This window comes from Exiguobacterium sp. OS-77 (assembly GCF_000414195.2).
In the GTDB taxonomy this organism is placed as follows: domain Bacteria; phylum Bacillota; class Bacilli; order Exiguobacteriales; family Exiguobacteriaceae; genus Exiguobacterium_A; species Exiguobacterium_A indicum.
Window position 1 is genome coordinate 1,273,963 of the sequence record NZ_DF239008.1, and the last position, 21,184, is coordinate 1,295,146.

The 21,184-nt window shown below is 45.8% G+C and carries 25 protein-coding genes; 23 read left to right on the forward strand and 2 right to left on the reverse strand.

What is annotated here, in order from left to right; translation table 11 throughout:
* Nucleotides 1-8 precede the first annotated feature (8 nt).
* Complete coding sequence (locus tag EXG77_RS06205; RefSeq protein ID WP_023468661.1) at nucleotides 9-257, reverse strand: ferredoxin; 249 nt, start codon at nucleotides 255-257, stop codon at nucleotides 9-11.
* Nucleotides 258-487: 230 nt separating this feature from the next.
* Between EXG77_RS06205 and EXG77_RS06210 the strand changes: the two genes are divergently transcribed.
* The 8 genes from EXG77_RS06210 (at nucleotide 488) to EXG77_RS06245 (ending at nucleotide 8,378) form a co-directional block, all read left to right on the forward strand.
* Complete coding sequence (locus tag EXG77_RS06210; protein WP_035396806.1) at nucleotides 488-1,510, forward strand: helix-turn-helix domain-containing protein; 1,023 nt, start codon at nucleotides 488-490, stop codon at nucleotides 1,508-1,510.
* On the forward strand, nucleotides 1,510-2,940 hold the full coding sequence (locus EXG77_RS06215; RefSeq protein WP_035396807.1) for an ATP-dependent DNA helicase RecQ: 1,431 nt from the start codon (nucleotides 1,510-1,512) through the stop codon (nucleotides 2,938-2,940). The genes EXG77_RS06210 and EXG77_RS06215 overlap by 1 nt, the downstream gene beginning before the upstream one ends.
* 43 nt (nucleotides 2,941-2,983) lie before the next feature.
* Nucleotides 2,984-3,178, forward strand: coding sequence for a hypothetical protein (locus EXG77_RS06220; protein WP_023468658.1), 195 nt, complete (start codon nucleotides 2,984-2,986; stop codon nucleotides 3,176-3,178).
* A gap of 71 nt (nucleotides 3,179-3,249) precedes the next feature.
* On the forward strand, nucleotides 3,250-4,134 hold the full coding sequence (locus EXG77_RS06225; RefSeq protein ID WP_023468657.1) for a B12-binding domain-containing protein: 885 nt from the start codon (nucleotides 3,250-3,252) through the stop codon (nucleotides 4,132-4,134).
* A 58-nt stretch (nucleotides 4,135-4,192) separates the two neighbouring features.
* Complete coding sequence (locus EXG77_RS06230; protein ID WP_023468656.1) at nucleotides 4,193-4,783, forward strand: adaptor protein MecA; 591 nt, start codon at nucleotides 4,193-4,195, stop codon at nucleotides 4,781-4,783.
* A 139-nt stretch (nucleotides 4,784-4,922) separates the two neighbouring features.
* Nucleotides 4,923-5,867 (forward strand): D-alanine--D-alanine ligase, encoded by a 945-nt coding sequence (locus EXG77_RS06235; protein WP_035396810.1) that lies wholly within the window; start codon nucleotides 4,923-4,925, stop codon nucleotides 5,865-5,867.
* A gap of 134 nt (nucleotides 5,868-6,001) precedes the next feature.
* Nucleotides 6,002-7,267: a Glu/Leu/Phe/Val dehydrogenase gene (locus EXG77_RS06240; protein ID WP_023468654.1), complete on the forward strand. Its 1,266-nt coding sequence runs from the start codon at nucleotides 6,002-6,004 to the stop codon at nucleotides 7,265-7,267.
* Nucleotides 7,268-7,388: 121 nt separating this feature from the next.
* Entirely contained in the window at nucleotides 7,389-8,378 is a 990-nt protein-coding gene (locus EXG77_RS06245) for a YpdA family putative bacillithiol disulfide reductase (protein ID WP_023468653.1), read from the forward strand.
* A gap of 51 nt (nucleotides 8,379-8,429) precedes the next feature.
* Here the strand turns inward: EXG77_RS06245 and EXG77_RS06250 are convergent, their stop codons facing one another.
* A complete protein-coding gene (locus tag EXG77_RS06250; protein ID WP_023468652.1) occupies nucleotides 8,430-9,398 on the reverse strand; it encodes an asparaginase in 969 nt (322 codons plus the stop codon).
* Between the two features lie 168 nt (nucleotides 9,399-9,566).
* Between EXG77_RS06250 and prsW the strand changes: the two genes are divergently transcribed.
* The 15 genes from prsW to EXG77_RS06325 all read left to right on the forward strand — a co-directional run bounded on the left by prsW (nucleotide 9,567) and on the right by EXG77_RS06325 (nucleotide 21,174).
* On the forward strand, nucleotides 9,567-10,244 hold the full coding sequence (gene prsW, locus EXG77_RS06255; protein ID WP_023468651.1) for a glutamic-type intramembrane protease PrsW: 678 nt from the start codon (nucleotides 9,567-9,569) through the stop codon (nucleotides 10,242-10,244).
* Nucleotides 10,245-10,263: 19 nt separating this feature from the next.
* Nucleotides 10,264-10,920: a flagellar brake protein gene (locus EXG77_RS06260; RefSeq protein ID WP_035396812.1), complete on the forward strand. Its 657-nt coding sequence runs from the start codon at nucleotides 10,264-10,266 to the stop codon at nucleotides 10,918-10,920.
* 76 nt (nucleotides 10,921-10,996) lie between these two features.
* Nucleotides 10,997-11,671: a (d)CMP kinase gene (gene cmk, locus EXG77_RS06265; RefSeq protein WP_023468649.1), complete on the forward strand. Its 675-nt coding sequence runs from the start codon at nucleotides 10,997-10,999 to the stop codon at nucleotides 11,669-11,671.
* Nucleotides 11,668-12,267, forward strand: coding sequence for a 1-acyl-sn-glycerol-3-phosphate acyltransferase (locus EXG77_RS06270; protein ID WP_035396814.1), 600 nt, complete (start codon nucleotides 11,668-11,670; stop codon nucleotides 12,265-12,267). Before cmk ends, EXG77_RS06270 begins: the two co-directional genes overlap by 4 nt.
* 102 nt (nucleotides 12,268-12,369) lie before the next feature.
* Nucleotides 12,370-13,503: a 30S ribosomal protein S1 gene (gene rpsA / locus EXG77_RS06275; protein ID WP_023468647.1), complete on the forward strand. Its 1,134-nt coding sequence runs from the start codon at nucleotides 12,370-12,372 to the stop codon at nucleotides 13,501-13,503.
* 123 nt (nucleotides 13,504-13,626) lie between these two features.
* The gene (der, locus tag EXG77_RS06280) at nucleotides 13,627-14,937 is read left to right on the forward strand and encodes a ribosome biogenesis GTPase Der (protein ID WP_023468646.1); all 1,311 of its coding nucleotides are present in this window, start codon (nucleotides 13,627-13,629) and stop codon (nucleotides 14,935-14,937) included.
* 14 nt (nucleotides 14,938-14,951) lie between these two features.
* Complete coding sequence (locus EXG77_RS06285) at nucleotides 14,952-15,977, forward strand: NAD(P)H-dependent glycerol-3-phosphate dehydrogenase (protein WP_023468645.1); 1,026 nt, start codon at nucleotides 14,952-14,954, stop codon at nucleotides 15,975-15,977.
* Between the two features lie 39 nt (nucleotides 15,978-16,016).
* Nucleotides 16,017-16,193: a DUF2768 domain-containing protein gene (locus tag EXG77_RS06290; RefSeq protein WP_023468644.1), complete on the forward strand. Its 177-nt coding sequence runs from the start codon at nucleotides 16,017-16,019 to the stop codon at nucleotides 16,191-16,193.
* Entirely contained in the window at nucleotides 16,190-16,924 is a 735-nt protein-coding gene (locus tag EXG77_RS06295) for a hypothetical protein (protein ID WP_035396816.1), read from the forward strand. Before EXG77_RS06290 ends, EXG77_RS06295 begins: the two co-directional genes overlap by 4 nt.
* Before the next feature lie 85 nt (nucleotides 16,925-17,009).
* Nucleotides 17,010-17,282: an HU family DNA-binding protein gene (locus tag EXG77_RS06300; protein WP_012370671.1), complete on the forward strand. Its 273-nt coding sequence runs from the start codon at nucleotides 17,010-17,012 to the stop codon at nucleotides 17,280-17,282.
* 140 nt (nucleotides 17,283-17,422) lie between these two features.
* Nucleotides 17,423-18,001: a heptaprenyl diphosphate synthase component 1 gene (locus EXG77_RS06305; RefSeq protein WP_023468642.1), complete on the forward strand. Its 579-nt coding sequence runs from the start codon at nucleotides 17,423-17,425 to the stop codon at nucleotides 17,999-18,001.
* A gap of 22 nt (nucleotides 18,002-18,023) precedes the next feature.
* Complete coding sequence (locus EXG77_RS06310; RefSeq protein ID WP_023468641.1) at nucleotides 18,024-18,731, forward strand: demethylmenaquinone methyltransferase; 708 nt, start codon at nucleotides 18,024-18,026, stop codon at nucleotides 18,729-18,731.
* A 1-nt stretch (nucleotide 18,732) separates the two neighbouring features.
* Nucleotides 18,733-19,695 carry a polyprenyl synthetase family protein gene (locus EXG77_RS06315; protein ID WP_023468640.1) on the forward strand — a complete coding sequence of 321 codons (963 nt, stop codon included), beginning with the start codon at nucleotides 18,733-18,735 and terminating at the stop codon, nucleotides 19,693-19,695.
* A 93-nt stretch (nucleotides 19,696-19,788) separates the two neighbouring features.
* Nucleotides 19,789-20,205: a nucleoside-diphosphate kinase gene (ndk, locus tag EXG77_RS06320; RefSeq protein ID WP_023468639.1), complete on the forward strand. Its 417-nt coding sequence runs from the start codon at nucleotides 19,789-19,791 to the stop codon at nucleotides 20,203-20,205.
* Nucleotides 20,206-20,397: 192 nt separating this feature from the next.
* A complete protein-coding gene (locus EXG77_RS06325) occupies nucleotides 20,398-21,174 on the forward strand; it encodes a protein-glutamate O-methyltransferase CheR (RefSeq protein WP_023468638.1) in 777 nt (258 codons plus the stop codon).
* The last annotated feature ends 10 nt before the right edge of the window (nucleotides 21,175-21,184 follow it).

Here is a 21,184-nt window from a genome sequence, read left to right on the forward strand (position 1 = left end):
TTATTCACTTATTCGAATTTTAACGCATCGCCATCGAACGATTCATCTGCTACTTTGATTGAATCCGTCGGGCAACCTTCGAATGCATCAATCATATCGTCGAATAATGCTTCTGGAATTTCGGCAGTACCATTGTTATCATCAAGAATGACATACGCCAAACCCTCATCATCATAATCATAGATATCTGGTGCCGCTGCTCCACAAGCACCACAAGCGATGCAAGTATCTTTGTCGACAATCGTAAATTTAGCCATTGAACGGTCTCCTCTCTATACGAAAACATTATTGAAACACGCTGTTCTCATCTATATGTCATTGTATCGGACTCATCGTTGCATTTCAATGACGAAGCGTAAGTGACAACAGAAAATGTATATATCATCACATGCCCGCAAATAGTATGTCTAAAACGTAACGAAAAGAAAAAGGATGGGAAATCATCTTCAAATTGATAAACAATTTACATTAGAAGGGAGCGTGACATATGGAAGTTTCTTTACTCGAGCGTATTTTTCTGGAATCGATTCAGCGCCTTCGAAATGAACGATCAGACCGGAGTCTTTATCATGTTTTTCAAGGAAAAAAATCAGCGACTTCTCTGCAAGATGCCCATTTTTATGATTTGGAATCGGTGTTCGGTACTGTATTAGTCAGTAAACAACGATTCGAAACAATCTTGGCTGAACTCGCGCAGAAGAATTGGATTGAGCGGCAAGAGACCTTGCGACTGACGCACGAAGGCGCACGACTAATAAATCAAACGGATCGTGCGATCATTGATCAACTAGGTGGAGAACTTCGTGGTTATGCTGAGATGATGTGGAAACGACTCAGCCTTTTGGTTCAAACGATGATTTGTTTAGAAGCAAAACAGCCGTTCATTCCTGTGCAACAGGAAACCATCGTCCGTGAATGGGTAAAAAGTGTTCTTCCGATCATCTCAAATCGAGCAGAATGGTTACATGATATGCAGCAAGAGTTGATATTTCTCCTTGAGCGCTTATCAGAACGAGATGCGACATTAATTAGTTACCGCTTGTCTGGCGTGCAAGCAGGATGGTCTTATCCACAATTAGCTCAAATGATGAAAACAGATGTGGAGACTGTCCAATACGAATTTACGATCGCTTGGCGAAAGTGCATCGATGACTTGGAAAAAACACCACTTTTAAAGCAAATAGGCGCTGATCTACACACGACAAAAATGACGCAGTCTGCGAAAAAAACATGGGAGTTATTGCAACAGGGGTTAACCGTTGAAGCGGTTGCGATCCGAAGACGATTAAAAAATAGTACGATGGAAGATCATCTCGTTGAGATTGCGATGTATGCTCCTTCGTTTCCGCTGGATCATTTTGTCACGCCATCTCAGCAAGAAGAGGTACGACAGATTGCACAGCGACTCGGAACCTACGCGCTAAAGCGAATCAAGAGTGAGATGCAATCCGATATATCTTATTTTCAAATTCGATTGGTGTTAGCACGTAGTAAATGGGAGGGAATGTAATGGAAGCGTTATTGCATCGTCATTTTGGTTACGAAGCATTTCGACCAGGGCAACGCCAAATCATCGATGCCATCCTAAACGGAACAGATACACTAGCAATTTTGCCGACAGGTGGAGGAAAGTCTGTCTGTTATCAATTTCCTTCTTATGTACAAAATGAAGGGCTGACGTTGATTTTGTCTCCGTTACTCTCGTTGATTGAAGACCAGGTCATGCAAATCAAGCGCCGAGGAGAGCGATCTGTCGCTAAATTAACATCTGTCGAGACGCGAGAAGAGAAAGAACAGATTTTATCTGTACTCGAACATCTACGATATCTTTACTTATCACCGGAGCAACTCGCGCTGCCGCAGATTCGGGCTCGGCTAAAACAGGTAAAGATTGCGCTCTTCGTCGTAGATGAGGCGCATTGTATCTCCCAATGGGGTCACGAATTTCGACCGGAGTATGCAAGACTTGGTCACATTCGACAAGAACTCGGCCTTCCACCATGTCTCGCCTTAACGGCAACAGCAACTCGTGCTGTCGAGCAAGATATTCGAATACAACTGCGTATGCATGAGCCACAAATCATCCGTCGTTCTGTCAACCGACCAGAAATCCAATATGTTGTCGATCGCGTTGATCGAGAAGAAAAAGATGCGGCAGTTGCTCGGTGGATGGAACGCATCGTTCGCCCATGCGTCATCTATACGACGACCCGTAAAGAAGCGGAACGAATTGCTGGAATCATTGACGGTGCGACCTATTATCATGCTGGGTTGACGATAGAAGATCGCCAACTTGTTCAACAACAGTTTCTTCATGATGAGATGGACTGTCTCGTGTGTACGAGTGCGTTCGGAATGGGTGTCGATAAAGGTAACGTCCGAACGGTCATTCACTATACGATGCCTGCGACGATTGAAGCCTATATGCAGGAAGTCGGACGTGCTGGTCGTGATGGTAAAGAGGCAACGGCGATTTTACTCTACGCTGCTCAAGATGAACAATTACAGACGTACTTGATCGACACGCAATATGCACCCGTCTTATGGATCGATCAATTGCAACAAGGGATGAATCAAGGCAAATCCTATGCCAAGATGGAAAGTCGTCTTCGTCTTAATCCGGAAGATCCGGCATATCGATTACTCAAATCGCAACTCGAGAACGGGTGGTCGAAGGAACGCATCATCCAGTGGCAAACGGAACGTAAACAATTAAAAAGACAAGAGGTCAACCTGATGATGGACTACATTCATCGGAACGAATGTCGCCGTACGATGTTGTTGCATCATTTTGATGAGCAGGCAATCGTACAACCACGGTGTTGTGATGTGTGCGGAACGATTGAATGGGAAAATCCGGTGAAGAGAAAGACCCATCAACCGGTAGATTGGAAAATGCGTTTAGAACAAGTCTTTTTTTCATCACTAGATTCGGTGTAAACTAGACAATATCGTTATATTTTTCAAGAAAAGGTGATAAACATTGAGTAAACAAGATCAACGACGGTTGCATCAGAACGAAGAGGACCAGTCATTGCCACCGCGTTCTTCGCGTATCGAACACGTTCGTAATGAGCGATTGAAACAACCGTTTCGAAAAAATCCGCTAGCAATCACGCTGACGGTACTCATGATCACGATCATCATCGCCTTCGTCTCCATCGGTTTCATGATGTAAGGGCACATTGTGAACGGAGATTTTTTTCCTTTCAGCGTATACTAGAAAGGAAGGGGAAGGAGGCACGATGCATGGATCGTGGGAAATATAATATCAAAGCAGTCGCTGCGTTAGTGGGACTCAACCCGACGACCATTCGTGCTTGGGAGCGGAGATATCAGGTGCTCGATCCGGATCGAAGTGAATCTGGACATCGCATTTATAGTGATAACGACGTCGCGAAATTACGCTGGATCGTCGATAAACAAAAAGAGGGATTGTCTGTCTCTAAAGCAATCCAGTTGTATGAGATGCCTGTTAATCGGGCTGAGGTACCGCACGATTATGGAGTCGAACTGCGAGATCAGTTGTTCCAGGCATTGACGAACTTTGAAGAACGACATGCGCACGACATTATGAATAAAGCATTCTCGATGTTTAGCTTCGATAAAGTCATTCAGGACATCGTCGGTCCGCTCTTACATGAGATTGGAGTGAAGTGGGAGTCGGGAGAGATTACGATTGCGCATGAGCATTTTGCGACGGCATTTCTAAGAGCTCGCCTCTCGACACTGTCGTTACAGATGCCGATCAATCCATTTTTACCGCGAATCGTCTGTGTCTGCGCGCCGGAAGAAGAACACGAACTTGGGCTACTTTTCTTCACGCTTTACTTACGTCAATCTGGATTTGATGTCATTTTCCTCGGTTCCGGTATACCGGTTCAGGACTTAGTGACTGTCACGCATCAGTTGCAACCGAAAGCCGTTATTCTTTCCTGCACGTTATCCGATCATTTACCGTTACTTGATGAAGCGTTAGCACGTCTAATGTCTGATTTTCCGGATCTTGAGATTGGTCTTGGTGGTTATGCGGTCGATCAGCTCCCGGAACGATATGGTCCACATTTACTTGGTGCAGACGATCAATCTTGGAAAAGTTGGTTAAGTCGACTCACTCCGACAACTGGTGTATAGTATGGTTCATAACGAACGGAGACATCTGTGTTTCCGGTTTTGACTGGAGGAGTCTATTATGAGGTTTGAACAAATGAAACAAGGACACCTTCGTGTCTTCATCACAAAGCAAGAGTTATCGCTTCACGACGTCCGACCAGAAACGTTGGCTATCGGGAAGGGACAAGCTTTATTGCGTAATCTATTAGAAGAAGCCGAATCGAATTTTGGTTTTCAAGCAGCGGGAACACTCGAATTTTTCGTTACATTCTTTCCGAATGACGGGATGCTCGTTGATGTACGTCGTGAAGGCGATTTGCCAGAAGAGATGAACGAGGAGTTCGATCAAGTCGAAATCCGCATGACAGTCGATATCGTCCATCACGTCTTATATGCTCTACACTCGCTAGAAGACGTCATTCAAGCGAGTCATGGATTATTGCGACATATGCCTCGGACAGAGACAGGTGGTAGCCTCTACTTCTTCGAGGGAAGCTACTATCTCTATTTCCAAGAACGAATGAATGAGGCGCTCGAGCAGACGGTGACGACGATTTTGTCTGAATACGGTGAGCCGAGCCCGAAAAGTCCACTCGTCATGGCGGAGTATGGGAAAACGATTCAGGCGGAACATGCCGTCGCAACGATAGCCGAACAGTTTAATATGTAAAACATCAGGTGCGACATTCCATTATAGGGGGATGCCGCACCTTTTTGTCTTCTGCTGGAAGTGGCACCATTTTGTATTTTTTCATCGTCAGAAGGATGGTATGATAATCATTGAACGTAAGAAGAAGGAGTGAAGTAGGATGAAAGTGGCAGTATTATACGGTGGGACTTCAGGAGAACGGGAGGTTTCATTAAACAGTGGAAAGTCGATCATGGAAGCATTAAACAGTAAAGGGCATGAGGTCACGGCTGTTGATTTCCATCCTGATAAAGCGCATGAACTCTTCCAGCTGGATGTAGATGTGGCTGTCATCGCTCTTCACGGGAAAATTGGTGAAGATGGACGCGTACAAGCATTGCTTGAACTGGCAGACATTCCATATACAGGTTCAGGTGTGTTAGCGTCAGCGCTTGCGATGGATAAGGCACGTTCGAAAGTTCACTTTGATAAAGCAGGCATTACGATCGCCCGTGATGTGCTGTTAGAGCGTGGAGCTGATATCGAAGCGAAAATCGCAGAGTGGGATGGTCAATTTCCTTGTGTCGTCAAACCAGCACAAGAAGGCTCATCAAACGGATTGACGATTGCTCAAGACGAGAAGATGTTACGTGAAGGAATCGCGAAGGCGTTCGAAGCGGACGATGCAGTGCTTGTTGAACAATTCATTAAAGGGCGTGAAGTGACAGTCCCGGTCGTCGGTCATAAAGGGGCAGAAAAAGCACTACCTGTCATCGAGATCATTCCGAAGAACGCCTTTTATGACTATGAATCCAAATATGCCATCGGTGGTTCGGAGCATATTTGTCCTGCTGAACTGGATGAAGCAACGACAGAAAAACTTCAAGAATGGGCTGTTAAAGCGCATCAAGTCCTTGGCTGTGCAGGATACTCGCGATCTGATTTCCTTGTGCCGGAATCCGGAAATCCAGTCATCTTGGAGACGAATACACTTCCTGGTATGACTTCGACTAGTCTATTCCCGGACGGTGCACGAGCAGTGGGGATTGAATATCCGGAATTGGTCGAATATTTCATGGAACTTGCGATCGAACGACATCGTCAAACAAAACAACCAAATCAATGATATCCTAGGAAAAGAAGTGAGAAAGCGCTTACAAATATAGGCGTAACCCCTTTCATTACGTTCGAGAAAAGAGTATACTTTATCCGAACAAGGAAACGGCATAGGGGATGCCACTTATGGGGAGGAACGTTGGAATGATCACTGACCAACAACATGCGAATCATCGCAAGAACGTACTGGAAGCGACACAAGAAATCGTCAAGGAGGCACTAGGGAAACTTGGTTATCCAGACGAGATGTACGAATTACTTAAAGAACCACTCCGGATGTTGACAGTCCGGATTCCGGTACGGATGGATGATGGTTCGACGAAAATCTTCACAGGATATCGTGCGCAACATAACGATGCCGTTGGACCAACGAAAGGTGGAATTCGTTTCCACCCGAACGTGACGGAAGTCGAAGTCAAAGCATTATCCGTCTGGATGAGTCTGAAGGCAGGTATCGTTGACTTACCATACGGCGGCGGGAAAGGCGGAATCATCTGTGATCCACGTGAGATGAGCTTCCGTGAAATCGAACGTCTCAGCCGTGGGTATGTCCGTGCTATCAGTCAAATCGTTGGACCGACGAAGGATATTCCAGCACCTGACGTCTTCACGAACTCGCAAATCATGGCATGGATGATGGACGAATACAGTCGAATCGATGAATTCAACTCACCTGGTTTCATTACAGGGAAACCGCTCGTCCTCGGTGGCTCACACGGTCGTGAGACAGCGACGGCGAAAGGTGTTGCAATCATGATTCGGGAAGCGGCTGCTAAAAAGGGTATCTCGCTCGAAGGCGCACGTGTCGTCGTTCAAGGATTCGGCAACGCCGGAAGTTTCTTATCGAAATTCATGTATGATTTAGGTGCAAAAGTCATCGCGATCAGCGATGCGTACGGGGCACTCCATGATCCAAACGGTCTCGATATTCCATACCTACTCGACCGTCGTGACTCGTTCGGTACCGTGACGACATTGTTCAAAAATACGATCTCGAATAAAGAATTGCTTGAACTTGAATGTGATATTCTTGTTCCGGCAGCAATCGAGAATCAAATCACAGAAGACAATGCGCACGATATCAAAGCAGCGATCGTCGTTGAAGCGGCTAACGGTCCGACGACGAACGAAGCGACGAAAATTCTCGCTGAACGTGACATTTTGATCGTTCCGGATGTTCTTGCTTCGAGTGGTGGCGTAACGGTTTCTTACTTCGAATGGGTACAGAACAACCAAGGATATTACTGGACGGAAGAGGAAGTACACGAGAAACTTGAAAAAGTACTCGTGAACTCGTTCAACCAAGTCTATCAGACAGCGCAGACGCGAAATGTCGACATGCGACTTGCCGCTTATATGGTAGGTGTCCGGAAGATGGCGGAAGCATCTCGTTTCCGTGGCTGGGTCTAATATTAAGATGAACGTCCGCTTCTTCTTTACGAAGAGCGGGCGTTTTGCATTGCAATTTCTTTCGTCTATGGTAGAGATTTGCTAAGATATAAAAAAAGCAACCGGAAGAGGAGATATTCGAATGTTAGATTGTATCGTAATCGGTGCAGGACCGTGTGGGTTATCGGCAGCGATCGAAATGCAAGATCGGGGACTAGACGTCGAAGTGCTCGAAAAGGGAAATATCGTCGAAGCGATCTATCGTTATCCGACGCATCAAACGTTCTTTTCAAGTAGTGAGAAGTTAGAAATTGGTGGTATACCGTTTATCAATAAAGAATTAAAACCGCGACGTCTCGACGCGCTCGTCTATTATCGAGAAGTCGTCAAACGAAAACAGTTGACGATTCGTCCGTTTGAGACGGTTGAGCGGATTGAACGTCAAGCGGATCATTTTATTATCCATTCGGAGCGTTCCGGGGAAAAAAGAAGCCGAGAAGCTCGCTCCGTCGTGCTTGCGACAGGTTATTATGGTTTACCGAACCGAATGGATGTTCCTGGAGAGGAATTACCTCATGTCTCGCACTACTTTACGGAAGGACATCCGTATTTTGATCAAGATGTCGTCGTTATCGGTGGAAAAAACTCGAGCGTCGATGCAGCGATTGAACTTGAAAAAGCGGGAGCACGTGTGACAGTCCTTTACCGTGGACCGGAGTATAGTCCATCCATCAAACCATGGGTGTTGCCGAACTTCGAATCTCTCGTTCGTTCGGAAAAGGTCAAGATGATTTTTGGAGCGTCAATCGAAGAAATTACGGAGCAAGAGGTGGTTTATCAAATAGATGGAGATAAACAGACCGTCCGTGCTGATTTTGTGTTTGCGATGACAGGTTACACACCCGATGTCGGATTGTTCGCTGACACAGGCATTACGATTGATCGTAAAACAGGTATTCCAAGTCATGACGAAGAGACGATGGAGTCGAATGTCCCGGGCATCTATATCGCAGGTGTCGTGGCAGCAGGATTTGACGCCAATAAAATATTCATTGAAAATGGACGTTTTCACGGTGCAAGCATTGCCAATCATCTCGTTGAACGGTTACGTGGTGTATCGATACAAGCCTAAAAAAACCTCTTGATTTGGAAGGAAATTTTCCGAATCAAGAGGTTTTTTCATTTATTCAACGCGGAATGATTCTTCGAGTTCTAGTTGCGAAGCATCGATTTCAAGTTCGACCATCAGTTTAAGCCGCGCTTTTTGTGAATTCAGTCCATTTGAGAAAATGACGCCGAGTTCTTTTAATTGTTGTCCGCCACCCGTATATCCGTAGACGTCTTGAACGATTCCGTTGAAACAACGGCTGACGATGACGATCGGCATGACGGTAATCAATTCAGCGATCGCATCCACGATACTTGGTGGTACATTTCCTTGACCGAGGACTTCAAGGACGAGTCCATCATAGCCGAGTTGTTTCACAGCAAGTAATAAGTCGGGTTCCATACCGGCATAGACTTTGAGAACGGCGACCCGTTTTGAGAGCGAAGTCACCATGTGTGTTTGTTTTAAGAGCGGTGTATTGAATAAGTAGACATGATCCTTCGTTACCATCCCAAGGTTTCCGAAATGAACGGATTTGAACGTATCGACGGATGACGTATGCGTTTTTGTGACGTTGAATGCCGAATGAATTTCCCCGTTGAAGACGACGAGGACACCTTTTCCGCGCGCAGCTTCACTGACAGCGACACGAAGTGCCGTAATCAGATTAAACTCACCATCGGATCCGACCTCATTGGAAGAACGCATAGCTCCTGTCAAAACGATCGGAACAGGTGCGCCAAGCGTCAAATGTAAGAAATAAGCCGTCTCTTCCAGTGTGTCCGTGCCGTGAGTGATAACGACGCCGTCGTAATGTTCCTTCTTGAGCTCACTCTCGATGAAATGGGCTAGACGCAACATGATGTCAGGTGTCATGTGCGGAGAAGGTAAGTTTGCGAAGTGACGCGTCGTGATGTTGGCAATATCTGTTGCTCGCGGGAGTGAAGCATCGAGTGGATTGATATCATTTGGTAAGACATGACCAGCATGATCCTGTGCCATGGCGATCGTTCCACCCGTATGAATGAGTAATAATGATTTCATGCTAAAGGGTCCTTGTCTACAGACAGAAGACCTTCACCTACTTTCTATGACGGATTCGGTTCGTTCTCCCATATTGTAACCTTTTTCCCTCTTGAAACAACGAGGACGTTTTCTTTTTTCCAAGAAACCTTTATTCTTATAAATGAGGAAGAAAGGGGGAGAGGAAGCGTGGTTCAAATCGTTTTCTCCGGAGTTGCCCCAGGCATCGCACTCCTAACTTATTTTTATCTCCGTCACGAACATGAGTCGGAGCCAGTCGGCTATATCCTTCGAAGTTTCATTTTCGGTATTTTACTGGTCTTTCCCTTGATGTTCATCGACTATATCGTCCAGACCGAATTTGGTGGGCGTGAAGAGGTGCAGTTGATTCGAACAGCCGTTACGGAAGAATTCGCCAAATGGTTTGTCGTCTTTTATACGGTCTATATTCATCAACGGTTTAATGATTATTACGACGGGATCATCTACGCGGTAGCCTGTTCACTTGGGTTCGCAACGCTTGAGAATATTTTATATCTGATGGTGAATGGAACTGTCGAACATATGCTCTTCCGGGCACTCTTACCCGTATCTGGGCATGCATTGTTTGCTGTCATCATGGGATTCTTCATGGGGATGGCGAAATTCTCGCCTCATCCTTATCGTTGGCTATCCCTTTCGATTGCGCTTCCGGTATTTGCGCATATCTTATTTAATTTGTTAATATTGGAAAATGGTGGTATATCTTTTTTGCCAATCGTCTTTATGGTTATCTTATGGACGATTGGATTATTTCAAGTACGAGGTGCCAATCGTTTGAATCGACGATTTAAACGGAAAAAACAACATTCAGATGGTATCGAATAGAGAGTAGGAGCGGAGTAACATGATGGAAATCGGGGATTTGGTAATGCTTTCGAATAGTGAGGATCGACAAGGTCGCTCAAAAGTGACGGCCGTGACGAACCGTTTGATTTGGATTGAAGCGCCAAGTGAGGTCGCGACACTTAAAACATTCATCTTGTCAGAGAAAGAAGAAGTTTCATTTTATTTTTTTAAGGAGAAAGGCAAATTATTTGGATTTGATACGGTCGTCGTTGAACGACAAAATGATCCACTTCGTGGTCAACGTTATGCTTTGAAACGACCAAAGGATGATCAAATCGAACGCATCCAACGACGTCAGTTCGTTCGAGTGCCGCAAATACTCGATGTCGCTGTACATCCTCATAAAGCGCATTTCGAGCCGTTTACGACGGTGACGCTTGATTTATCGGCTGGTGGAATGATGATCTTGTCAGATCAATTACCGATTGCAAAAGATGAAGAAGTGGAGATGACATTCATCTTACCTACGGGTGATGGGGTATCAAGTACACTAGACGTCGTGGCTGAACTTGTTCGAATCGATCGACGGGAAGAAAGGTATGAATTAGCCTTTCAATTTACGATGATTCCCGACAGAAGTCGTGAACTTGTATTGCGTCACTGTTATCAAATGCAAATGAAAAGTTCAAGAAGGGGCATGAATCCATTCACCTGACCGCATTTTTTTGCTATGATAACGTTCGGAAGAATGAATCCCTATCAATCATAGGGAAGATGGAAGGATTGGATGGATGATGAAAAAGATTCAAATCGCTTTAGATGGACCAGCGGGTGCTGGGAAAAGTACGATCGCAAAACAATTGGCAGCACGCCTTGACTATGTATACATTGATACAGGAGCTATGTACCGGGCCGTGACGTTGGCAGCACTTGAACAATCGCTTGATCTCAATAATGGGGAAGCGCTCGGAGAATTAATGAAATCGCTTGATATTCGTTTAACACCAGGCGAAAACGGGCAACGTGTCTTTATTGGTGATCGCGAAGTGACGGATGCGATTCGTTCCATCGAAATCACGAATAATGTCTCGTTCGTCGCTCGTCAAAAAGAAGTCCGGGCTGCACTCGTCACGGCACAGCGAAAATTAGCTGAACGCGGCGGAATCGTCATGGATGGACGTGATATCGGTACAGTCGTATTGCCGGATGCAGAATTAAAAGTCTTTTTAACGGCAACTGTGGAAGAGCGTGCAGCTCGAAGACATCGTGAAAATATCGCGCGTGGAATGGACAGTGACATCACGATTCTTCAAGAAGAGATCGCACTGCGTGATAAGCGCGACAGTGAGCGTGAAGTCTCGCCATTACGCCAAGCTGACGATGCACTATATCTCGATACGACAGAGATGACGATTGATGAAGTCGTCGTCCGATTGATGGAGCTAGCAGAGGGTGTCCTAAAATGAAACGTCAAGATACCATTTACCGGATTGCGCGGTTTGTCGTCTGGGTCATTGCGAAAACAGTCTTCCGATTGAAAGTGACTGGGCAAGAGAACATTCCGAAAGACGGTTCCTTACTTGTCTGTGCCAACCACAGCTCGAACTGGGACCCAGTCTTCCTCGTCAGCGCGATTCCGCCAAAACGCGCGGTACGTTACATGGCAAAAGAAGAACTGTTCAAAGTTCCTGCCTTAAAACAATTAATGATTGCGGCAGGAACATATCCTGTCGGTCGCGGTCAAGGAGATCGTCAAGCTTTGAAACGGACGATTGAGCTCTTGAATTCAGATGAGACGGTCGGTATTTTCCCAGAAGGAACACGTTCCGCACCAGGTGAATTTACAGCAGCACAACCAGGAGTCGGGTTCTTTGCCTTACGATCGAATGCGAAGATTTTACCGATTGCAATCATCGGATCATACCGCCCGTTCAAACGGATGCATGTTGCGGTCGGAAAACCGGTTGATATTTCGGATTTACGAGACCAGCGAGGCGCAGCGAAATCGATTTCTGACCGAATCATGGACGAAATCAAATCCGTCTACTTCAATCACGCTTAATACCTTGACAAATAGTCAGAATTGTAAGAAGTTAGAAGCAGGATAAACGCATTGACATGTGTCAGGCGTTTCTTGTACTCATCGTGAGGAGGTTGTTTTGGAATGGTCGAAGAAATGAAAGATATGCCTGATTTTGAAATTCATCGGGACCAGGTAGTTACCGGAATGGTCGTGAAAATTGAAGACAAGCAAGCACTCATTGATATCGGATATAAAACAGAAGCCATCTTACCGATCAGCGAAGTATCGAGTCTTCATCTCGATGATATTCGCGGCGTGCTGAACGTCGGAGATGAACTACAAGTGAAGGTCAAGAAAATCACAGATGAAGAGGTCGTCGTCTCGAAACGAGAAATCGACGCGCTCAAAGCGTGGGAGCAAGTAGAAGAGAAGTATAAATCAGGTGAGATCTTTGAAGTTGTCGTCAAAGACATCGTCAAAGGTGGACTCGTCGTTGATATCGGTGTCCGCGGATTCATTCCGGCGTCACTCGTCGAACGGCATTATGTCGAGGATTTCTCGGATTACATTGGTCGTTCGATCGAAGTCAAGGTCGTTGAACTCGATCAAGAGAAGAACCGTGTCATTCTCTCGCACAAAGCCGTCGTTGAAGGCGAATTGAACGCGAAGAAAAAAGAGACACTCGAAAATTTAGAAGTAGGTCAAATCCTCGAAGGTACAGTCCAACGTTTAACGGACTTTGGTGCTTTCGTTGATATCGGTGGCGTTGACGGTCTCGTTCATATTTCGGAGATGGCACACCACCGTGTCGAACGTCCTTCGGATATCGTCACGGAAGGTCAAAAAGTCGAAGTCAAAGTACTTGGTGTCGACCGTGATACGGAAAAGGTCAAGTTATCGATCAAGGAAACACAACCTGGTCCATGGCAACAGATGGAAGGGAAGATCGAAGCTGGCGATATCGTCAAAGGTCGTGTACGTCGTCTCGTCCAGTTCGGGGCCTTCATCGAACTTGCGCCACAAGTAGAAGGACTTTTACACATTTCGCAAATCGCGAACCGTCACATCGGTTCACCTTCGGAAGTACTCGAAGAAGGACAGGAAATTGAGGCGAAAGTACTCGAAGTGCGTCTTGATGAGCATAAGATTTCGCTATCAACACGTGTCCTTGAAGAGGAAGAATCATCCGCTGACGATTATTCGGATTATACGAATCAATCAGAAGGATTCTCAGTCGCTGACTTGACTGAAGACGATTCTGATCAGAAAGAATAAGTAATGACACAAAGCGGACACAAGCGTGTCCGCTTTTTATATGCGGTTTGTTATGGTATATGACAGTTTGATTTGATACAATAGAACGGCTATGAAGCGAGAGAAGAGAAAGAAGGTGTTGGGATGGCAATTCCAGTCGTGGCGATCGTAGGTCGCCCAAATATCGGAAAGTCGACGATTTTTAACCGGGTGATTGGAGATCGGGTTTCAATCGTAGAAGACAAGCCAGGCGTTACCCGCGACCGTATTTACGGAACTGGAGAATGGCTGAATCGTCATTTTCATTTGATTGATACAGGTGGAATCGAAGTCGGGGATGAGCCCCTACTTCAAATGATGCGTCATCAGGCGGAGCTCGCCATTGATGAAGCGGATGTCATCATTTTCATGGTGAACGGACGCGAAGGAATTACAGCAGCGGATGAGGAAGTCGCGAACATGTTATTCCGTTCGAATAAACCGGTCGTCGTCGCTGTCAACAAAGTCGATAACTTTGAAATGCGTGATTTAATGTATGAATTTTACTCCCTTGGATTCGGAGACTTGTTCCCGATTTCTGGTACACATGGTCTTGGTCTCGGTGATTTACTTGACCGTGTCCTTGAACTCGCACCAGATAAAGAAGAATTAGAATATGACGAAAGTACGATCAAGTTTGCCTTGATTGGTCGTCCGAACGTCGGGAAATCAAGTATGACGAACTCGATTCTCGGTGAAGAACGTGTCATCGTCTCAAACATCGCTGGTACGACACGCGATGCGATCGATACACCGTTTACACGGGATGATCAAGAATACGTCATCATCGATACGGCCGGGATGCGAAAACGCGGGAAAGTCTATGAATCAACAGAACGTTTTAGCGTCATGCGTGCTCAAAAAGCAATCGAACGGGCAGATGTCGTCTGTGTCGTTCTTGATGGCGAAGAAGGCATCATCGAGCAAGATAAAAAAGTGGCGGGATATGCGCATGAAGCAGGTCGCGCGGTCATCATTGTCGTCAATAAATGGGATGCTGTCGAAAAAGATGATAAGACGATGAAAAAGATGCAAGAAGAGATCCGGGAAGAATTCCGTTTCCTTGACTATGCACCGATCGTCTTCGTCTCAGCAAAAACAAAACGTCGTTTGCAGACGTTGTTACCGGTCATTCAACAAGCAGCACACAGTCATGCACAACGTATTCAGACAAGTGTCTTGAACGATGTCATCGTTGACGCGGTCGCGATGAACCCGGCGCCGACGGATAAAGGGGTTCGTCTTCGGATCAACTATGCGACTCAAGTCGCGTCACGTCCGCCAACGTTCGTTTTGTTCGTTAATGATCCAGAATTGTTGCACTTCTCCTATAAACGATATCTCGAGAACCGGATCCGGGAGGCATTTGACTTCACAGGTACACCAATCCGGATTTTAGCCCGTCAAAAACAATAATGAGGTGAGTCAGTATGACCAAAATCGCAGTCATCGGAGCAGGGAGCTGGGGAACAGCCCTCTCGCTCGTCTTAGCTGATAATGATCAAGAAGTCATTCTTTACGGTCGTGAACAAATGAATGTCGACCGCATCAATGAGCATCATGAAAATACGCAGTTCTTGCCAGGTGTTGCGTTACCTAAAGCATTAAAGGCAACGACGGATCTTAAAGAAGCGGTCGAAGGGGCGACGCATATCTTGATCGTCACACCATCCTCTGCGATTCGAGCGGTTTCTCGTCAACTAAATGAGTTGCTGACGGAACCTGTCGTTTTGATCCATGCATCGAAAGGAATCGAGCCAAAGACACATCTTCGGTTGTCAGAATTAATCGAAGCAGAGGTCGATCCAGCGAAGCGTAAAGCGATTTGTGTCTTGACGGGTCCATCCCATGCTGAAGAGGTCGCATTACGTAAACCGACGACGGTAACGATTGCTTCAGAAGATTTAGAAGAAGCAGGTCGTGTTCAAGAGCTGTTCACGAATGAAAACTTCCGTGTCTATCTGAATGCGGATATCATTGGCGCAGAACTCGGTGGTGCTTTGAAGAACATCATCGCGCTTGCCGCCGGGATGACGGATGGTCTTGGTTACGGTGACAACGCGAAAGCTGCTTTGATAACGCGTGGAATGGTCGAAATGGCGCGTCTCGGTACGATGCTTGGAGCTAAACCGATGACGTTTACTGGATTGACGGGAATGGGTGACTTGATCGTTACTTGTACATCGGTCCATAGTCGCAATTGGCGTGCGGGGAATGCCATCGGTCGCGGTGAAAAGTTAGAAACGGTGCTAGAAAACATGGGAATGGTCGTCGAAGGTGTTCGTGCGACACAAGCCGCCTATGATTTAGCGGAGACGAAGCAGTGCGAACTGCCAATCACTTCTGCGTTATACCACGTTCTTTTCGATGGTCATACGCCGGAAGAAGAAGTCAAAAAGTTGATGCAACGACCACAAAAAAATGAAATCGAGCATCTCTTCACGACGAAAGATTAACGGAGTGGGGTGGAAACCTTGAGTCCAGGATTAATAAAAATGTGGATCTCGTTCGCTGGCATCGGACTCTTTGCGATCAGTGTCTTGCTGGTCACGGTCAGTCGGACGAAATTGAAAGGGATATGGCAGATTCTCGTATCGACTTTGGCATTCGTCTGTTTCATCGTCGCATCGATCATCATGGTGTTCATCGTCATGGCGGGACCAAGCGCATGAAGAAGTGGTTCGTGATCCTCATGCTCATTCCGGTGACGTTGTTATCAGGTTGTCTATTTCCAGACAGTCAGAAACCGTCGAACCGCGTACCGTATCCGCAACAATTACGTACCGTACAGGATGCTGTCGATGCGTATCAAAAAGACACGGGTGTTTTGCCCATTAAGACGATGGAAGCGGACACTCCGCTCATGGAGCGTTATCAAATCGAATTAGGGCGGCTCATTCCGCGTTATATGAGTGACCCACCATCAAACAGTTTTGAAGGTGGCGGAACATTCATCTATCTGTTAGTTGATGTCGACACGAAACCAACTGTTAAGTTGATGGATTTACTTGTTGCAGAAGAGTTACAGAAGCTCCAAGTTCGGATTGATGCGTATCGGAAGAAGAACGAAAAGTATCCGTTTAAAGGATCGTTCGGAAAAAACCAGTTTACGCTTGACTATAAAAAACTATTCATCAAAAAAGAACCGACTGTCCCAAGTCCGTATTCAGATGAAAAGTTGTCAATCTATGTCGATGGTCAAGGACGCCTCTTCATCAACTATTTACCAGAGTTGAAGAAAGCTGTTCAAACTGCGAAGAAAAAGCCGAAAGTCGGTCAAGATATTCGGTATTTGCTCTATGAAGATCAACCTTTTGTTCCTGCCTATTCTCAAAGCTACACGATAAACGAAAAAGGCGAACCTGTGTTTTCAGAGAAATCGAGCGAAGAATCTGAAAATTGAACGTTATTTACACGAAAATGTTGTAATAGCAACGTTTATGGGGTATGATTACCCTCGAAGAAGTGATTGGGAGGGGGTGAAAGTAATGAACAAAACTGAACTCATTCAAGCAGTCGTCGAAAAATCAGGTCTTACAAAAAAAGACGTGACGAAAGTTGTTGAATCAACATTCGAATCGATCACTGAGACACTTCAGTCTGGAGAAAAAGTCCAATTGATTGGATTTGGTAACTTCGAAGTCCGTGAGCGTGCAGCCCGTAAAGGTCGCAACCCACGTACGAAAGAAGATATCGAGATTCCAGCAAGTAAAGTACCTGCCTTCAAACCAGGTAAAGCATTGAAAGATGCTGTGAAGTAATCCGGCTACATAGTCGCCCGAGATTTTCTCGGGCGGCTTTTTTGTGGACATTCAGAAGCGTGAAAGCCCGCCGATTATGGTATATTAAAAAAGAAGAACGTCCATCAACGAGATGGCACTGGAGATCGGGGGGTAAAAGCATGGAACAACATGAGCTGCGCGTGGATGAAATCATCACTGCACTCACCACTAAACAAACGACACGATTGGCTCGACATGTGGATTTCCCTTCCATCGATCGTGAACAGATCAGTTGGTTGATTGATGTCGCTCAACATGACACGCTGGATACGGAAGCACTCGTCAAAGCGATTCATTTCGCACAAGTAGCGCTACGTCTGCATGAGCGTGTCAATGAAACGCTACGCGGTTCGAAGGAGCGACAGTTGCTTGTATTAGCAGGAGATTTATTCTCGAGCTACTTTTTCGAACAGCTAGCTGGGTTACCAAAAGAGATTCTCGTTTCACTCGGACGGACGATTCAACGGGTCAACGAGGCAAAGTGTGCCCTTCACGAAATGAATTATGCATCGACGGAAGAACGAGTTCTCTTATGGTTAACAGCAGAGTTCGGATTAATGCAAGGACTCGCAGCAATCACGAAACGAGAATGGCTGACACGACAGGGGCGGCAGATCATTCAACAACAGGCAGAACAATTGGATCTGGTCGCACAGAAATTACTGTTATCGCATCTCGAGCAGATGGCGGTAGCATGAGATCTTGGAAAGGGTGAGCGGTGTGCAGGCAAAAGATAAAGAAAAAAAAGTATATGAAGTGTTTCAATCGATATCAACGAACTATGATCAAATGAATTCAGTCATCAGCTTCCGACTGCATAAACTATGGAGACGCGAGACGATGCGCCGGATGCAAGTCTTCCCGGGTGCTAAATGTCTCGATCTTTGTTGTGGAACAGCGGACTGGACGATTCAACTAGCGAAAGCAGCCGGTCCGACAGGTGTCATCAAAGGACTTGATTTTTCAGAGAACATGCTAAGAGTCGGCGTGGAGAAGGTAGAAGCGCTCGATATGAAAAACATCGAATTGATTCACGGAAATGCGATGGATCTACCGTTCGGTGATAACTCGTTCGATTATGTGACGATCGGGTTTGGTCTACGAAACGTACCGGATTATCTACAGGTCATCAAAGAGATGCATCGTGTCTTAAAACCAGGTGGAACGGTCGTCTGTCTCGAGACGAGTCAACCGACGGCACCGATTTTCCGCGAGGCATATTCATTGTATTTCGGAAAAATCATGCCACAAGTCGGGCGATTGCTTGCGAAATCATACGATCAATACAACTGGCTACAAGAATCGACGGAAGTGTTCCTCGACCGCGTCGAACTGAAACAACTCTTCGAACAGGCAGGCTTCATGCAAGTGGAAGTCAAGGCATTCGCGGGTGGGGCTGCTGCGATGCACCTTGGGAAGAAGTGGTGAGATGTCACTGCATTCCATATACCGTGATGTCACGAAGGAAGTTAATTTAGTCGATCGTTTTCTGATCAGTCATATCGCTTCTGAGGAACCAACGATCGATGCGGCAGGAAAGCAACTGTTGAAGGCTGGTGGAAAACGGATTCGACCGGCATTCGTATTGTTAGCGTCTAAATTCGGTGAGGCAGATCGGGATGAGCTGATTCGTGTGGCGGCCAGTCTTGAGCTCGTCCATATGGCATCACTCGTTCATGACGATGTCATTGATGACGCGGAACTACGACGAGGGAAACCGACTGTCATGCAATACTTTGATGAAGAAGTCGCACTGTATTCCGGGAACTATCTGTTTGGAGAGGCGATTCGATTGATTGGTGAAGTCGGAAAGCCGGAACTTGTCCAAGTGATGGTCCATACAATGCGTGAAATTTGCGAAGGTGAGATTGAACAAATCTATGACCAATATGATTGGGAACAGTCGATTAAACGCTACATCAAACGGATCGAACGAAAAACAGCCATTCTCATCGAAGCGAGTTGTCACCTAGGTGCCATTGTTGCGAACTGTTCTGCAGCCGATACGAAAGCGTTACGGTTGTTTGGACGAGATATCGGACTTGCGTTTCAAATTGCTGACGATTTGCTTGATTTCACAGCGAATCGCACAGAACTTGGTAAGCCCGTAGCAGAGGATTTGCGTCATGGACACAAAACATTACCTGTCTTTTATGGTGCAGAAGATGCTGTCTTTTATGAACGTCTTTCAAAAATCGAGAGTATGCCAACACATGAAGAAGTCGCACCCTTATTATCGTTTCTTCAAACTTCAGGAGCTCTTGAACGAACGCAACAAACAGTCGATCATTACATCCATCGTGCCATCAAACGTCTCGAACCATTACCTAAATCCTCTGCGAAGCGATCGCTTGAAGAAGTCGCGCGCTACGTTGGAAAACGAAAAGGTTGAAGATTGTCAAAAATTTCTTGCTGTTCTTCTTAAAAGCCAGTAAACTGACTATGTAAGCGCTTTTCTAAAAGCATTTCATAGGGGGAACTAGAGATGGAACAGACATTTTTGATGGTCAAACCGGATGGCGTAGAACGTGGATTGATTGGGGAAATCATTGGACGGATCGAACGCAAAGGATTCATCATTCGTGAAATGAAAATGATGAACGTCACAGAAGAGTTAGCAAAAGCACATTACGAAGAGCATGCGGAGAAACCGTTCTTTGGAGAGTTGGTCACTTTCCTCACATCAGGTCCTGTCGTTGCACTTCGTGTCGAGGGTGCAGACGTCGTTGCCGTCTCGCGTTTGATGATCGGGAAAACAAAACCACTTGAAGCAGCACCTGGAACGATCCGTGGTGATTTCGCGAACACGATGAGTGAGAACGTCATCCATGGTTCAGATAGTGTCGAGAGTGCGGAGCGTGAGCTTGCCCTCTGGTTTCAAGGACAGCCAGTCAACGCGTAATTCATGAATAGAAAGACAACGGGGAAGGGATTCGATTTGATCGAATCCCTTTTGTCGTGTTCTTGTAAAACGGAATGACCCAATTGTCGAATTGCTTTTTGGAATGCCTATAGCTTTATGCTACTATAGAAAATAAGTTGAACCGGTCATGGAGATGACCATTCGATATCGAGAGTGAGCGAGGTGTGCCAATTGGAAGATTATGAACTTTTTATTCAACGATTCAAGACCAAATCAGGGATTGATCTCGGTCAGTATAAAGAAGCACAGATGAAACGGCGATTGACGGCGTTACGTGACAAAAAAGGATATAGTACATTTGCTTCTTATATGCAGGCAATGGATAAGGACACATCGTTATACGACGAGTTTTTAGATCGAATGACGATCAATGTCAGTGAATTTTTCCGTAATCCGATTCGTTGGCAACAATTGGAACAAGATATCTTACCGATCCTAGAGTCGCGAGCACATGGACGAATCCGGACGTGGAGCGCAGCTTGTTCGACCGGAGAAGAACCATACTCCCTTGCGATGATTTTAAGTGAACGGCTCGATCCATCCGCCTTTACGATTCAAGCAACAGATTTGGATGAACTCGTCCTAGAAAAAGCCAAGCTTGGTCGATACGGAGCTTCTGCATTGAATGAAGTCGTCGAAGCGCGTAAAAAGAAATACTTCATTGAGCAAGAGCAAACGTTCGAAGTCGTTCCGGAAATCAAACGACTCGTTCGTTTCAGTAAACATAATCTGTTAGGAGACCGGTACGATACGGGGTTTGATTTAATCATCTGCCGCAACGTGCTGATTTATTTTACAGAAGAAGCGAAAGCGCACGTCTATCGTTCGTTCGTCGAGGCCTTAAAGCCAGGCGGAATCTTATTCGTTGGTGGAACGGAACAAATTTTCCAACCCGAACGGTTTGGGTTAAAGATGAAACAGAGCTTCTTTTACGAAAAAATCGGTTGATCAGGAAGGG